The organism is Paractinoplanes pyxinae (genome assembly GCF_026626335.1).
GTDB classification, from domain to species: domain Bacteria; phylum Actinomycetota; class Actinomycetes; order Mycobacteriales; family Micromonosporaceae; genus Actinoplanes; species Actinoplanes pyxinae.
This window is the reverse complement of sequence record NZ_JAPNTZ010000014.1, coordinates 259,898-274,258: the sequence shown is the minus strand read 5'-3', so window position 1 is coordinate 274,258 and position 14,361 is coordinate 259,898. Positions and strand designations below refer to the sequence as shown.

Sequence of the window (14,361 nt, the reverse complement as noted above, 5' to 3'; positions counted from 1 at the left end):
AGCCGGTTTGCCCGCCGCTCTACCGTTCTAAATCTGCGACGCCGGACGTTTCCGTGTGATGCCGGTTACTGCGCGGACGCCGCCGATTCCACTCGATGTTCGGCGTCCACCCCGGGCTTCGCTTCCGCAGTCTGACTCGACGTCGCACGATGGCGAGACTTTCACTCGGCTTCGGCTCCAGGCGCGCACTCGCCTTCGCCACCGCATCGGCCCTCGCACTCCCACCTCGCGGTGGACACCAACTTCCGCTCCTCGCTCCGACCCAGTGCGGCCACCACTTCCGCGATCGACTAGGCCCCGCCGCCCAGTCACTGCTCCTACCCCGGGGCCTCACCCGCGCTTGACGGGAGCGCCGCTACGCAAGCCCACGGCCAGGTACGAGCACTTGTCGCCGTTTGGGTACTCCGTCGCGGCCGCCGACGTGATGGTCACCGGCAACACGGGCGCGATCCAGCGCCGCCGCCCACGCCCGACGCCGCCAACACGCGGCGCGACCCAGCGGCGCCACCCACGCCCGACGCCGCCCACACGCGGCGCGACCCAGCGCCACCCATGCCCGCGCGCGACCCAGTACCGCCACCATGCTCGCGCGCGACCCAATACCGCCGCCCGTGCCCGCGCGCGACCCAGCGCGGCCTCCCCATGCTCAGGACGACCCAGCCTGCCGGCCGCGCTCGGCGACTCGCCGCTGCCGGCGCTGGCGCCGGGCCGAATAATGCGAGGCGCCGCGCGAGAGCGCCGGGTACCGTCGTCGGCATGTTGACCGCCTCGATGAGGTTGCGTTCCGGCCGCTGACGGCGGCCGGAGCTCACTGAACCCCAGCTTCCGCACCGCCGTCCTGGTGTCCTCACCGGGCGGTGCGCCTCGCGCTGCCCGGCTCCCAGACGAGCCGGAAGCAGACAGTGAACATTCTCGAGACAACTTCTTCCCACGTACGAGCCGAAGGCCTCCGCGTAGTGCGCGGCGACCGTGTCGTACTCGACGGCGTCGACGTCACCCTCAACAGCAAGTCACGCCTGGCCGTGGTCGGACCGAACGGCAGCGGCAAGACGACGCTGTTGCAAGTTCTGCTCGGCCGGCTACAGCCGGATCAGGGCAGCGTGAGGCGGACCGGCAGTATCGGCGTCGCCGAGCAGGAACTACCAGCCGCCGACGGCGAAACGGTCGGCACGCTGGTCGCCCAAGCGATCCGCCCGGCGCAACAGGCGCTTGATCGGCTCGAGGCCGCGCTCGAGACAGTCGAGTCCGCCCCCGACGCGTACGCGAACGCTCTGGACGAGGCGACCCGCCTGGACGCCTGGGACGCCGAACGCCGCGTCGACATCGCCCTGGAAGCCTTGAACGCCTGCACCGACCGGGCTCGCCGGCTGGACACGCTGTCGGTAGGCCAGCGCTACCGGGTGCGCCTGGCGTGCGTCCTAGGTGCGCGCCACGATCTGCTGATCCTCGACGAGCCGACGAACCACCTGGACGCCGACGGCCTGGACTTCCTAACCGACCGGCTCCGCCACCATGCCGGCGGCGTCCTAGTCGTCACGCACGACCGAGCTTTGTTACGCGACGTGGCCTCAGAGTTTCTGGACCTAGACCCGACCCCGGACGGCCGGCCACGCCTCTATGCGGGCGGTTACGCAGCCTGGCAGGAGTCCCACGCCCGGGAACGCGACCGCTGGCAGCAGGACTACGACGCCCAGGTAGCCGAACACCGCCGCCTGGCCGGCGCCGTCGACGAGGCCCGCGGCCGCCTGACCACGGGCTGGCGCCCCGACAAGGGCGTAGGCAAACACAAGCGCCAGAGCCGCGCCCCCGGAATCGTGCAGTCCCTGCGCCGCCGCCAGGAGGCCCTGGACGCCCACCGAATCACCCTGCCCCCACCACCCCGCCCCCTGCGCTTCCCGTCAACCGGCCCACGCCCCGGCCTCCCCCTGCTGAACGCCACCGACGTAGCAGTGCCCGGCCGCCTGTCCCCGTCCATTTCCGTCCGCCTAACCGCCGGCGACCGCCTCCTGGTGACCGGCCCAAATGGCGCAGGCAAGTCAACCCTGCTAGCCGCACTGGCCGGAGCCTTCGCCCCAACAAACGGACAGGTGCGCACACTGAACGGCGCCCAGATCGCCTACCTCGCGCAGGAATCGCTCACACCCACCGACCAACCCCCACCAACCGAGCACCAACTGCACGCCCCTGAGCGACCGCTCACCATCGCGCACAGCCAGCACCCCACTGAGCGAACGCCCACCACCGCGCAACCGGACGCGCAAGAGTTGCGCGGAAGTGAGCGAATGCCGTCCGACCAGCGACCGCTGGTTGTGGATGAGCGGGCGGCGCACGAGCAGCGACGGCAGCTCTCGGCTGCTCGGATGTCGCCTGGGGAGCTGCGGCGGCGGCACCTGGAGGACGTGCTCGGTGGGCGGCCGGATGTGCTCATCCTTGATGAACCGACCAACCACTTGTCGGCGTCGCTTGTCGACGAGTTGACCGCGGGGCTGCGCGAAACGTCGATGGCCGTCGTTGTCGCGACGCATGACCGGCAGATGTTGGCGGATCTCGCCGACTGGCCCCGGTTGGTGATCAATTCCTCAGAGGTGCAACGCAACCCGTAGGACACATCGTCATGGGGTCGGAGGGCTTGATGATGCGTTTCTACCGCTGGGCCGTGGCGGTGCTCGTGACGGGCACCCTCGCCGCCTGCGACTCGGCCGCGACCGAACCGCCACCGGTCGCGGCGGAACAGCCGGTGGTGGCATCCACGCCGGCGCGTGCGTCGGCGCCCTCCCGGTCCGCGCCCCGGCCCAAGCCGATCGCCTTCCCTGATCAGGGCGCCGGCCGGTGGCGGTTCGCCCCGGCCGGCACGGCGACGGCCGGCCGGGGCGGGCGACTGCTGCGCTACCGCGTGGCCGTCGAGCAGGACATCACCGGGGTCTCGGCGGTGAGCTTCGCCGCGGCGGCCGAGGCCACCCTGGCCGACCCGCGCGGCTGGATCCGCGGGCGCCAGTGGCGGTTCCGCCGGGTGGGCCCGGGCCAGGAATACGACATGACCCTCTACCTGGCGACTCCGCTCACCCGCGACAAGCTGTGCGCCGACGTCCCCGACGGCTACACGTCCTGCCGAAACGGCAACAAGGTCGTGCTGAACGTGGCTCGCTGGGCCAAGGGCGTCCCGTTCTACAAGGGCAAGCTGACCACGTACCGGCAGTACATGGTCAATCACGAGGTCGGCCACCGCCTGGGCCACGGCCATGAACGCTGCCCCGCCCCTGGCGAGCTCGCCCCGGTGATGCAGCAGCAAACCCTGGGCATGCACGGCTGCACCATCAACCCGTGGCCCTACCCGGACGGCACCCTCTATCACGGACCATCCGGCCAGTACCCCGACCAACCGCCCGCCGACTAATCGCTCCTACAGCGCGCAGGGCACCAACACGCGCGCCAGCGAACAACACCGAGCCGCCCGCCAGTGAGCGAGTCGACTGGGGCCGCGCGCCGGCCCGGCGAACCGCTGATTCGACGTCCCCGACTTCCAGCGGCCGCCTACCAGTTGAGCGAACCGCCAGCCAATAGCCGAACCCTTGCGCGAATCAACTCCTGAACTGAGCGAATAGCCATCCAGGCGTCCGCTCGCTGAGCGAATGGACACCTGGATGAGCGTTGGTGAGCGAATCGTCGGCGAACGACGGCTGGTTGCGCGCGCCGGCGTCAGATGCCGAGCTCGTTGAAGAAGTAGAGCCAGAGTTCGCTGCGCGTCGGGAAAGACGGGATGGCGTGGCGCAGGCGGGTCACGGGGACCTCGCCGACGATGGCGATCGTGGCGGCCTGCAGGAACTCCGCCACCGCGGTTCCGGTGATCGTCACGCCGACCAGGACGTTGCGCTGGTCGTCGACCAGGAAGCGGGCCGTGCCGACACCGCCGCCCGAGTAGGAGCCGCCGGCGTTGGCCTCCGTGCCGACGTCGACGACGCGTACGCGCAAGCCGGCCTCCTCGGCCGACGTCGTGGTGTGGCCGACCGCTGCCACCTGCGGCGACGTGAAAATGACGCGAGGTGCGCCGGGGCCGTCGGCCATGTGCTCGGCGACCATCGGCTTGCCCAGGATCTCGCCCGACGCGATCGCCGCCTGGTACTTGGCCATGTGCGTGAACAGCGCCCGCCCGTTGAGGTCGCCGATCACGTACAGCCAGTCCTGCCCAGGCACGCGCATGTGCGCGTCGACCTCGACGAAGCCTTCGGACTTCACTCCGACCACTTCAAGACCCAGGTCAACTGCTTGCGGCGTACGACCGGTAGCGATCAGGATCTGGTCGGCCGTCACGGTGCTGCCGTCACCCAGAGTCACCGTCACCCCCGAGTCGTCGCGGCGCACAGCGGTGGGGCGGCTTCCCGTACGGATGTCAACCCCCTGCTCGGCCAGGCGCTCAGCCACCTGCTGCCCGGCGAAGTCCTCCTCGCGCGGGAGCACACCACGGCCGGCCAACAGCGTCACCCGGGCGCCCAGTGACACGTACGCCTGGGCCATCTCGGACCCGACCACGCCGGCCCCGACGATGACCAGCGACGCCGGGATCTCTTGCGCAGTGGTCGCCTCGCGGTTGGTCCAGGGGTTCACGTCGTCGATGCCGTCGATGTCCGGCAGCGCGGCCCGCGTACCACCGGCCAGAATGACCGCCTTGCGCGCCTCCAGAACCTCGTCGCCCACCGCGACCTGCCGCTCCCCGACCAGCTTGCCCCAGCCGCGCACAAGGGTGACGCCGCGGTCGGTGAGCCACGGCACCTGCCCGGCATCGTCCAGGTGCCCGATCAGCTCGTCCCGGTGGCCGAGCACCGCCGGCACGTCCAGCGAACCGGTCGCCGCCTCGGCCGCACCCGGCACGTGCCGGACCTCTTCGAGCAGCTCCCCCGGCCGCAGGAGCGCCTTCGACGGGATGCAGGCGTAGAACGAGCACTCCCCGCCGACCTTGTCGCCTTCCACGATCGCCACGCTCAGACCGGCCTCGGCCAGCTTGCCCGCCGCGACCTCACCGCCGGGCCCGGCCCCGACCACCACCACGTCGTAACTCTGCATGCCCCAATGATCGACCTTCGCCCCGCGCCGTGACACCCGGTCCGCCCACTGGTTCCGTCACACACCGGCCCAGCACTCGGTTCGCTTGCGGCAACTGCGCCCTGCGACTCAATCGCACGGCAGCCGCCGGCCGTTGACTTGGTCGATCGAGGGAGTGACCGCCGGTGCACAGTCAGGGAGAGCCGGCGCCGTTATGCTCGCGGCTGATGATCGGGCGGCGGTCAGCCGACGACTGAGCGTGCGGCGTCATCTGTTGTGCTTCCGGAGAGCGGAGTTGTCCGTGGGTGTTCGTCCGCCTGTCGCTGTGTTGCGCGCCTTTGGCGTTGCGGGGTCGCCGAAGGCATTGGGTGGTGGGCAGGGGACGTCGTGGCTGGTGGGTGACGTGGTGCTCAAGCCTGAGGTCGCCGCTGTGGTGGACGGGCTCGCGGAGGTGCAGAGCTCCGAATTTCGGCTGGCGACCCCCCTGCGTACGCGGGACGGAAGTTTCGAGTTTCAGGGCTGGTCGGCCACTCGCTGGGTGGAGGGCCGCGAACCGGACTACACGCGGGCCGAGACGTGGCAGAAGATCATCGAGGCGGGGCGGGCCTTCCACCGGGCTGTGGCGGGCATTGCGCGGCCGCTGTTCGTTGATGCGCGGCAGGACTGGTGGGCGCGCGGCGATCGGGTGGCGTGGGGTGAGCGAGACGGACAGTTTCGGCCGGAGTTCGCCGCTACGGCCGAACGTTTGCGAAGAGGGCTCGGGCCGCTCGGTGAGGCGCAACTCGTGCACGCCGACCTGACGCAGAACGTGCTGTTCGCGCCGGGACTGCCGCCGGCGATCATCGACATCTCGCCCTACTGGCGTCCACCGGCGTACGCCGAAGCAGTGGTTGTCGCGGATGCGCTGTGTTGGCATAACGCGCAACCCGAACTGCTCGATTATGTTCAAGTGAGCGAATCGGCGGTGGCGCGCGCACTTCTGTTCCGGATGGCGACCAGTAACGAGCGCGACGACCTCCAGGACGTACGCGACGAAGCGCGACGCTACGAAGCGGCGGCCGCGGCGATCGGCCTCTGAACGACCGGCTACCGTCGTTCAGCGGAGGTGCCACATGACCGTCATTGCCATCCGGAAGGTCGGGGACCCGGTGCTGCGCCAGGTCGCCGAGCCGGTCACCGTGTTCGACGCCGAGCTGCACAAGCTGGTCGACGACCTGAACGAGACGCTGGCCGAGTCGCGCGGGGCCGGGCTGGCCGCGCCGCAGATCGGTGTCGGTCTGCGGGTGTTCGCGATCAACCCGGACCTGCCCGGCAACGACGTCCGGCTCGACCACCTGATCAACCCGGGCCTCGAGTTCCCCGACGACGAGGACCAGTACGGCCCGGAGGGTTGCTTGTCGATCCCCGGCATCTATCTGGACACCAAGCGCCGCATGAACGTGGTCGCGCGGGGCTTGACCAAGCACGGCGACCCGGTGCAGATCGTCGGCGCGGGGCTGCTGGCCCGCTGCATCCAGCACGAAACCGACCACCTCGACGGGGTGCTGTTCATCGACCGCCAGGACGCCGAAGGCCAGGAGCGAATCCTGGCCACCCTGCGCGAAGCCGACTGGGCCGACGCACGGGTGCAGATCAGCCCGCACTAAGCACGCAGGGCGGCTGCGGCCTGGTCGATGGCGGCTTCCAGGTGGTCGATCCGCTTCGTCGTGATCATCAGGAGGATGCCGCCTTGGATGCCGGCCAGCAGCGCCGCCGCGGCGGACTCGACGTCGGTGTCGGCGGCGATGCGGCCGGTGGCCTGCAGGCGGCGCAGGCCCTCGGTCAGCACCGCCTGCCAGGCCGTCATGAACTCGGTCATGACGGCCTGCGCCTCGGGCATGCGTCGGCCGGCGTCGGCGCTGAGCAGGCCCAGCAGCGGGCAGCGCAAGCCGCGGCCGTGGTACCAGGCGACCATGTCGTCGCGCCAGTGCTGCCAGTCGTCCCAGGAGGCGAAGCTCTGCAGCGCCGCGGTTTGGGCGGCCAGCGCCTGCTCGGTCTCGTGCCGGGTGACCGCGAGCACCAGCTCCTCGCGGCCGCCCGGGAAGTAGTGGAACAGCTGGCTCTTGCTGGTGGCGGTGCGGGCCATGATGTCCTCGAGGCGCACCTCTTCGACGCCGGACTCCAGGATCTCGGCCGAGGCGCCGAGCACGATGCGCGTACGCGTCAATTCGCCTTTGCGGGTGAGCGTCACGCCGGCGCGCCGTTGAGGACCGGGGGCGCGTAGCCGGCGGGCTTGTCGCCGATGCTCAGGCCGGGGCTGACCACCATGGCCTGGTAGCCGGGGGTGAACATCGAGTACAGCTGCGGGGTGAGCGGCGCGCTGGCCTCGTCGAGGCGCCGGCGGGCGTCGGCCGGGATCTCGAAATCGAGGGCGGCCAGGTTGCCCGCCAGCTGCTTCTCGCTGCTCGCACCGGCCACCGCGGAGGCGACGCCGGGCTGCGTGACGACCCAGTTGAGCGCGACCTGAGCCATCGGCCGCCCCAGGCCGTCGGCCACTTCTTCGAGAGCTTCGACAATTTCCCACGTACGGTCGTCGATCTTCGCGGCGGCGTCGCCGAGGCGGCCCTCGCCGGCCAGGCCGCGGTTTGTGCGCTTGTACTTTCCGGTGAGCAGGCCGCCGCCGAGCGGGCTCCAGGCGGTCAGGCCGATGCCGAGCGACTGCGCCATCGGTGCGTACTCATGTTCAACATCGCGCATTGTCAGACCGTAAGGCAGCTGCAAAGTGACCATTGGTGTCAACGCATGCGCGTCGGCGTAGCTTTGTGCGCGAGCCGCGTACCAGGCGGGAACGTCGGACAGCCCGGCATAGCGGATCTTGCCGGCGCGGACGAGGTCGTCGAAGGTGCGCACGACCTCCTCGACCGGGGTGATCCGGTCCCACGTGTGCAGCAGGTAGAGGTCGAGGTAGTCGGTGCCGAGCCGGGCCAGCGAGGCCTCCACGGCGCGGATCATGTGCTTGCGCCCGTTGCCGCTGGCGTTGGGGTCGCTCGGGTCCACCGAGTTGGTGTACTTGCTGGTCAGCACCAGGCGTTCACGGTTGCCGGCTTTCGCGATCAGGCGGCCGAGGATGCGCTCGCTCTCGCCCGCGGTGTAGAAGTCGGCGGTGTCGATGAGGTTCCCGCCCGACTCCACGTACCGGCGGAAGATCGGCTCCGCTTCCTCGGGCGTTTTCCCGTACGCCGCATGCCATCCGCCGGTGCCGAAGTTCATGGTGCCCAGGGCGAGGCGGCTGACCCGCAGCCCGGACCGGCCCAGAAGGTAGTAGTGGTTCATGCCGGCAACTGTGCTCGCCGCAAATTGGACCGGCCAGTCCAAACCGGCGTAGAGGAAAGTAATTGCCCGATAGGAAAGTACGTGCCAGGCTGGACGACATGGAGACACCGCGCATACCGGCGATCGACGCCGAACTGGCCCTGGCCGAGGTCCGGTCCCGCCGCGAGCAGGTCGTCGGGGCCAATCTGGTGCCCGGCTGGTTCTGGCCCACGATCGGCGTGCTCATGCTGTTGTTCGTGGCCGCCGTCGAAAGTGCGCGCCCATGGCTGGTCGCGGCCGGAACCGTCGTTTATGTGCTCGGGCTCGGCACCCTGATCGTCGCCATGGTCCGACGGTCACGGGTGCAGGTGCGCAACAACCTGATCGGGGCTCGCGGCGGGCTGGCCATCGCCGCGTTCACGCTCGTGCTGGTCGCGGTGGGTATCGGGCTCGGCTTCGCGCTCGAGACGCTGGGTGTGCCCGCCCCGGCCACGCTCGCCTGCGTGCCGGTGGCGGCCGGCCTGGCTTCCGGCGGCCCGGCGCTCATGTCCTACCTGCGCCGCGTGATGCTGACGCGCCCGCTGGGCGGTGCCCAGTGACCGCCGAGCGCCCACCAAGCAAGCAAACGCTCACAACCGAGCACTTACCGACGGCCGAACGCCCACCAAACAACCAACCGCTCAAGACCGGGCGCCCAACGACAGCCGAACGCCCGCCAAGCAAGCAGCCGCTCACAACCGAGCGCTTACCGACGGCCAAACGCCCACCAAACAAGCAAACGCTCACAACCGAGCACCCAGCGACAGCCGAGTCCCTACCAAGCAAACGGCCACTGACGGCCGAACGGGTACCAAGCAAGCAGCCACTTGCGGCCGAGCGCCCAATCACGGTCGAACGACGGCCATCAGGCAAGCAACCGTTGGCGGCCGAGCACGCGCTGAGCAAGCAGCCGCTGAGGACCGAGCACCCACCGCGCCGGCGCACCCTGGGCGGCACTCGATGACGATCGCGCCGCGGTTTGATGAGTTGATCCATGCGCCGACTCGGCTGTCTATCGTCAGCCTGCTGACGGCCTCGGAGTGGGCCGAGTTCAAGTACCTGCGTGATCAGGTCGGGCTCACCGACTCGGCGCTGTCCAAGCAGTTGACCACGCTCGAAGAGGCCGGCTACATCGAGATCCGCAAGGCCTTCATCGGCAAGCGCCCGCGCACGTCGGTGCGGCTGAGCGACCACGGCCGGCAAGCGTTCGCCGGGCACGTGGCCGCCCTGCAAGAGATCGTCGCCCGCTCGGGCCTGGCCGTCCTGCCCGGCCCGGCGCGGACGCAGACCTAGGCCAGGCCGGCGGCCATGTCCATCAGCCGGCCCACCACGGCCTCGCCGCCGGTGCGCAGGCCGTCGTGCTCGTACTCGTTGGTGATCCACGTGCGGACGTTGCCGACCGCGGCCGCCGTCTCGAGCGAGAGCCCCATGTCGACGTACATGTCGTCGGCGTAGACCGCGGCCACCACCGGCACCTCGTTGGCCGCCAGCCGGTCGAGGTCGTACAGCGCCGGCCAGTCGTCGGCCGAAGCCAGCAGTTCGGCCGCCTCGGCGAACGGCCGGAGGGCGGCGATCTGCGAGAACATCCAGGGGTACATCATCTCGCCGGTGAACAGCAGCGGGTCGGCGCCGGCGGCGAACTCGGGCCGCTGGGCCATCGCCCGCTCGGCGGCCCAGCCGGTCGCCCCGCCGCCGGGCAGGCCGTAGCAGTACTCCTGCAGGGCGTACAGCGGCTTGTCGACGAAGGCGGTCAGGGCCATCACCTCGTACAGGAAGGTCGCCGACAGCTGGTCGCCGTGCCAGGCCTCGTCGAGGATCCAGTGCAGGTGGGCGTAGCCGTAGCTCATGCCGAAGGCGCTGCCCAGGAACCGGAACCGCTCGACGGTGAGCCGGTCGCCGTCGGGCAGCCGCACGTCGTTCGCGGCCAGGTGGTCGGCGATGTGGCGCACAGCGGCCACGTCATCGGGGAACTGCCGGTAGTACGAGGCGTTCTTGTCGGCCACCCGCGGATACGTGCGCGCGTACACCTCGTCGGCCGAGGCCGTGAGCCCGGGCAGACCGCCGGTGACATAGCACCGCCGCAGACCCGAAGGCGCCTGCGACAGGTACGTCATGGTGACGAACCCGCCGTAGCTCTGGCCCAGCGAATCCCACGGCGCGCCCCCGGCGAGGCGCGCCCGCAGGATCTCGGCGTCGGCCACGATGCTGTCGGCGCGGAACAGGCGTACGTAATCGGCAAGTTCTTTGGCGGAACGGCCATCGGCGGCACGCGCGGTGAGTGGCGTGCTGCGACCGGTGCCACGCTGGTCGAGCAGCAGCACCCGGTGCGACTTCACAGCCCGGGCGATCCACCCCTCGGCCCGCAACGGCCGCGGCGAACTGCCGCCCGGGCCGCCCTGCAGGAACACCAGCCACGGCAGATCGTCGACCTGCTTGTCGGCCGCCACGACCTCGCGGGCGAACACCTCGATCGTCTCGCCACCGGGATCACGATGGTCGAGCGGCACGGACACGGTGTGGTCGGCGAAGCGCAGGCCCGGGTGAGCAATCATGGCTTCACCCTAGAGGCGGCGTCTGACATAAAGCACGCTGTCGATGCGGCCGCCGCCCGGAGCGGGCAGCATGTTGATCTGCCGGGCCTCGACCTCGAATCCGGCCGCCTGCAGCGTCTTCTGCGAGCCGATGTTGTCGACCGCGGTGCCCGCCACCACGCGCTGCAGCCGCGCCTCGTTGAACGCCCACCGCGTGACCAGCTCGACCGCCCGCCGCGCGTAGCCCCGCCCGCGGAACGCCGGCAGCACGCCGTATCCCAGCATGCCCTCGCGGTGGTGCGGCTGGAAGTAGTACAGCGCGATCTGACCCGCGAACGAGCCGCTCCGGGCGTCGATGATGCCCATGGCGGCCACCTCACCGGCCAGCCAACGACCTTCCGCGTACGCGAACATCTGCTCGATCTCGGCCCGGGGCGGCGCCACCGGCGGCACCGACGTCGCCACCACCTCGGGCAGGCTGCGCAGCTCGTACCAGCCGTCCAGGTCTTCCGCCCGCAGCGGGCGCACCCGGATCACGCCGTCGGTGAGCTCGCCGCCCGGCAGGTCGGGCAGCACGCGCGGCGCCGGCCCTTCCGGGTCGTCGTCCAGCCGCGCGTACTGCACCATGTCCTCGCCCTTGGGACCCGCCCCGCGCGCTATGCCCTCGCGGCGGTAGCCGAGGGCGATCACGTCCCGCTGGGCAGCGGGGTCGTCGAGCGGGAGGCGGATCTCGGAGCGGTACGGCGTGGTCACCCGAACAAATTACTGCGGGCCGGACCAGTCCGTGGCGGCGGCCGCCAACTGCTGCGGCTCGATCTGGGCCAGCCGTTCCCGCAGGGCGGTGGTGACGAACTTGTACGCGTCGCTGCCGAGCACCAGGCGCAGCGGGGCCGGCTGCTGGTCGGCGCTCGCGATGATGCTCGCCGCCATCCGGGCCGGGTCACCCAGCGACGGGTGCCCGCGGTCCTTCGCGCCCCGGACCATGGCGGCCGGAGTTCCGTCGTACGCGGGAAGTGGCGCAGCCAGCTGCAGGCTGTCGAAGCGGAATTCGGTGCGCGCGCCGCCGGGCTCGACGATCGTCACGCCGATGCCGAACGGCGCCACTTCCTTGGCCACGCTTTCCATGAAGCCCTCGATGCCCCACTTGCCGGCGTTGTAGAGCGAGGCGCCCGGGTTCGTGGCCTGTCCCCCGTACGTCGAGATCTGGATCAGCCGCCCGCCGCCCTGAGCCCGCAGATGCGGCAGGGCCGCGCGCACCACCGCGATCGAACCGAGCAGATTCGTGTCGAGCTGCGCCCGCACCTGCTCGTCGGTCAGCTCCTCGGCCGCGCCGAACAGCCCGTACCCGGCGTTGCTGACCACCACGTCGACCCGGCCGAGCTCGGCCCACGCCTGATCGACCACCACGCGTACGCGGGAAATGTCACGCACGTCGAGGTGTGCCACCCAGAACTGGTCGCCGTACTTCGCCTGAAGATCGTCGACCGAGCCCTCCTTACGCACGGTGCCGGCCACCCGATCGCCGCGCTCGAGCAGCTGCTCGGTCATCTGCCGCCCGAAACCGCTGTTCACACCGGTGATGAACCACGTTGCCATTTCTGCCTCCTCGTTCCGCCACCTAATGTCCGCGCCTCGGGACCGCGGTGGCAGACAGAGCTGTTCCTGGTAGCAGCGGGGCTACCTTGGGTTCGTGCGAACCGAACTCGGCGACTTCCTGCGGGCCCGCCGCCGGCTCGTGCAGCCCGCGGACGTCGGCCTGCCCGGCCACGGCTTCCGGCGCGTGCCCGGGCTGCGACGCGAGGAGGTGGCGCTGCTCGCGGGCATCAGCGCCGAGTACTACCTGCGGCTCGAACAGGGCCGCGACAGCACGCCGTCGGTGCCCGTGGTCGAGGCCCTGGGTCGCGTGCTGCGGCTCGGCGACGCGGGCACGGCTCACCTGCTGGCGCTGTCGCAGCCGCGCCGCAAGCCTGCGCCCCCGGCCGACCACGTGCCCGAGGGCATCGAGCTGCTGCTGGGGACGCTGAACGTGCCCGGCTTCGTGGTCAACCGCTACCGTGACGTGCTGGCCGCCAACCGGCTCGCCGTGGCGCTGTCCCCGCTGATGGCGCCGGGCGTGAATCGGCTGGTCGCCGCGTTCACCGACCCGCTCGCCCACGCGTACCACCCCGACCTGGACGACAACGCGGCGAGCGTCGTGGCCCAACTGCGCGCCGACATCGGAACCGACACGGCCGACCCGCGCTTCCGCGAGCTGATCGCCGAGCTGTCCGAGAGCGAATTATTTCGTACGTTGTGGGAGCGCCACGACGTCCGCCGGGGTGGCAGCGAGACCGCCCTCATCCGCCATCCCCGCCTCGGCGACCTGCACTTACGCCGCGAGAAGCTGGCCGTCGTCGGCGCCGAAGGGCTGCAGCTGGTGCTGTACCACTCAGGTGTTGGCGCCGCGGGCGGCCACGACCCACTCGTCGACCTGGCCGCCCTCGCGGACGACGACGAGCCGGTCGACCAGGTTGACGGTGGTGCAGACGTGGTTCGGGGCCACGCGTAGGACGTCGCCGCGGGCGGGCACGGCGTCCGGGAACTCGATGGTCGCATGGTGCTCGGACAGGGCGACGATACGCGCCTCCGGCACGTCAGGCAGGCGGCCGAAACCGGTCGCCCAGGCCAACCGATCGGCCCCGAGAATCTTGCTGCCGGCATCGACGATCGCGCGATTTCCCGTACGGCTGACGACCGTGGCCGCCACGGTCAGGGCGACATCCTCGAAGCCGCACGTGCCCAGTTCGACCTGTTGCGCGTCGTTGAAGACGTACACACCGGGCCGGATCTCGGTCAGCGGCCCGGCATCCTCCAGCGCCGCGGTCGGCGTGGACCCTCCGCTGCGCACCTCCGCGTCGGCGTCGGCGACCGCCATAGCGCGCGCCTCGTCCAGAGCCGCCTGTTTGCGCAGCTCCGGCCCATAGCCGTGACCGGGGAACGTGAAGATTCCCCGTACGCGGTGACCGGCCTTCGTGGCGGCGCCGGCGAGCACCTTCGCGTCGGCCGGCTGCACGCCGCTGCGGTGGTGCCCGCTGTCGATCTCGACCAGCACATCGAGCGGGCCGACGGCCCGGGCCAGGGCTTCCGCGCTCTCGACGGAGTCCACGCCCACGCGAAGGGCAACCCGCTCGGCCAGCGCGCGCAGGCGACGGGCCCGCTCGGGCGAGGGCCAGATCGGGTACGCGATGAAGAGGTCCTCGATGCCGCCGTCCGCAAAGATCTCGGCTTCGCGCACGGTCGCCACGGTCAGCCCGACCGCGCCCGCCTCGATCTGCCGCCGCCCGACCTCGATGGTCTTGTGCGTCTTGGCGTGCGGCCGCAGCGCCAGCCCACGCTCGCCGGCGCCAGCCTCCATCTTCCGGATATTGCGGTCCAGCACATCAACGTCGACGGCTGCGTAAGGGGTCTCCACGTGCCCATGATC

At 70.6% G+C, this 14,361-nt stretch carries 14 protein-coding genes; 7 read left to right on the top strand and 7 right to left on the bottom strand.

Translation table 11 applies throughout. The annotated features are described in order from the left end of the window. The first annotated feature begins 902 nt into the window (after positions 1–902). Positions 903–2,603 (top strand): ATP-binding cassette domain-containing protein, encoded by a 1,701-nt coding sequence (locus OWR29_RS35265; protein ID WP_267567810.1) that lies wholly within the window; start codon positions 903–905, stop codon positions 2,601–2,603. A 29-nt stretch (positions 2,604–2,632) separates the two neighbouring features. Continuing rightward, the gene (locus OWR29_RS35260) at positions 2,633–3,394 is read left to right on the top strand and encodes a DUF3152 domain-containing protein (protein WP_267567809.1); all 762 of its coding nucleotides are present in this window, start codon (positions 2,633–2,635) and stop codon (positions 3,392–3,394) included. 302 nt (positions 3,395–3,696) lie between these two features. Here OWR29_RS35260 and OWR29_RS35255 read toward each other — a convergent pair whose 3' ends face one another. Continuing rightward, a complete protein-coding gene (locus OWR29_RS35255; RefSeq protein WP_267567808.1) occupies positions 3,697–5,058 on the bottom strand; it encodes a dihydrolipoyl dehydrogenase family protein in 1,362 nt (453 codons plus the stop codon). Between the two features lie 373 nt (positions 5,059–5,431). On the opposite strand from OWR29_RS35255, the gene OWR29_RS35250 reads away from it, so the two are divergent. Continuing rightward, the gene (locus tag OWR29_RS35250) at positions 5,432–6,115 is read left to right on the top strand and encodes a hypothetical protein (protein WP_267567807.1); all 684 of its coding nucleotides are present in this window, start codon (positions 5,432–5,434) and stop codon (positions 6,113–6,115) included. Positions 6,116–6,149: 34 nt separating this feature from the next. Continuing rightward, complete coding sequence (gene def, locus OWR29_RS35245) at positions 6,150–6,683, top strand: peptide deformylase (protein ID WP_267567806.1); 534 nt, start codon at positions 6,150–6,152, stop codon at positions 6,681–6,683. Here def and OWR29_RS35240 read toward each other — a convergent pair. After that, positions 6,680–7,267, bottom strand: coding sequence for a TetR/AcrR family transcriptional regulator (locus OWR29_RS35240; RefSeq protein WP_267567805.1), 588 nt, complete (start codon positions 7,265–7,267; stop codon positions 6,680–6,682). The two genes, def and OWR29_RS35240, sit on opposite strands and share 4 nt — an antisense overlap. Continuing rightward, positions 7,264–8,349, bottom strand: a complete 1,086-nt coding sequence (locus OWR29_RS35235; RefSeq protein WP_267567804.1) for an aldo/keto reductase — start codon at positions 8,347–8,349, stop codon at positions 7,264–7,266. The genes OWR29_RS35240 and OWR29_RS35235 overlap by 4 nt, the downstream gene beginning before the upstream one ends. Before the next feature lie 98 nt (positions 8,350–8,447). Here OWR29_RS35235 and OWR29_RS35230 point away from each other — a divergent pair, with 98 nt between their 5' ends. After that, a complete protein-coding gene (locus OWR29_RS35230; RefSeq protein ID WP_267567803.1) occupies positions 8,448–8,927 on the top strand; it encodes a hypothetical protein in 480 nt (159 codons plus the stop codon). Between the two features lie 400 nt (positions 8,928–9,327). Beyond that, positions 9,328–9,660 carry a winged helix-turn-helix domain-containing protein gene (locus tag OWR29_RS35225; protein WP_267567802.1) on the top strand — a complete coding sequence of 111 codons (333 nt, stop codon included), beginning with the start codon at positions 9,328–9,330 and terminating at the stop codon, positions 9,658–9,660. Here OWR29_RS35225 and OWR29_RS35220 read toward each other — a convergent pair. From OWR29_RS35220 to OWR29_RS35210, 3 genes are read right to left on the bottom strand one after another with little or no spacing between them, the layout of a single operon-like run. Next, the gene (locus OWR29_RS35220) at positions 9,657–10,919 is read right to left on the bottom strand and encodes an alpha/beta fold hydrolase (RefSeq protein ID WP_267567801.1); all 1,263 of its coding nucleotides are present in this window, start codon (positions 10,917–10,919) and stop codon (positions 9,657–9,659) included. The two genes, OWR29_RS35225 and OWR29_RS35220, sit on opposite strands and share 4 nt — an antisense overlap. 9 nt (positions 10,920–10,928) lie before the next feature. Next, on the bottom strand, positions 10,929–11,651 hold the full coding sequence (locus tag OWR29_RS35215) for a GNAT family N-acetyltransferase (protein ID WP_267567800.1): 723 nt from the start codon (positions 11,649–11,651) through the stop codon (positions 10,929–10,931). A 9-nt stretch (positions 11,652–11,660) separates the two neighbouring features. Then, positions 11,661–12,494 (bottom strand): SDR family oxidoreductase, encoded by an 834-nt coding sequence (locus OWR29_RS35210; RefSeq protein ID WP_267567799.1) that lies wholly within the window; start codon positions 12,492–12,494, stop codon positions 11,661–11,663. Between the two features lie 94 nt (positions 12,495–12,588). Between OWR29_RS35210 and OWR29_RS35205 the strand changes: the two genes are divergently transcribed. Then, positions 12,589–13,446, top strand: coding sequence for a helix-turn-helix transcriptional regulator (locus tag OWR29_RS35205; RefSeq protein ID WP_267567798.1), 858 nt, complete (start codon positions 12,589–12,591; stop codon positions 13,444–13,446). Here OWR29_RS35205 and OWR29_RS35200 read toward each other — a convergent pair. Continuing rightward, a complete protein-coding gene (locus OWR29_RS35200) occupies positions 13,327–14,349 on the bottom strand; it encodes an alanine racemase (protein WP_267567797.1) in 1,023 nt (340 codons plus the stop codon). The two genes, OWR29_RS35205 and OWR29_RS35200, sit on opposite strands and share 120 nt — an antisense overlap. Positions 14,350–14,361 lie beyond the last annotated feature (12 nt).

Bases quoted from the DNA above. Each gene is read 5' to 3' on its own strand.
- OWR29_RS35260 (WP_267567809.1), top strand. From the start codon at position 2,633: ATGATGCGTTTCTACCGCTGGGCCGTGGCGGTGCTCGTGACGGGCACC.
- OWR29_RS35255 (WP_267567808.1), bottom strand. From the start codon at position 5,058: ATGCAGAGTTACGACGTGGTGGTGGTCGGGGCCGGGCCCGGCGGTGAG.
- def (WP_267567806.1), top strand. From the start codon at position 6,150: ATGACCGTCATTGCCATCCGGAAGGTCGGGGACCCGGTGCTGCGCCAG.
- OWR29_RS35235 (WP_267567804.1), bottom strand. From the start codon at position 8,349: ATGAACCACTACTACCTTCTGGGCCGGTCCGGGCTGCGGGTCAGCCGC.
- OWR29_RS35230 (WP_267567803.1), top strand. From the start codon at position 8,448: ATGGAGACACCGCGCATACCGGCGATCGACGCCGAACTGGCCCTGGCC.
- OWR29_RS35225 (WP_267567802.1), top strand. From the start codon at position 9,328: ATGACGATCGCGCCGCGGTTTGATGAGTTGATCCATGCGCCGACTCGG.
- OWR29_RS35220 (WP_267567801.1), bottom strand. From the start codon at position 10,919: ATGATTGCTCACCCGGGCCTGCGCTTCGCCGACCACACCGTGTCCGTG.
- OWR29_RS35210 (WP_267567799.1), bottom strand. From the start codon at position 12,494: ATGGCAACGTGGTTCATCACCGGTGTGAACAGCGGTTTCGGGCGGCAG.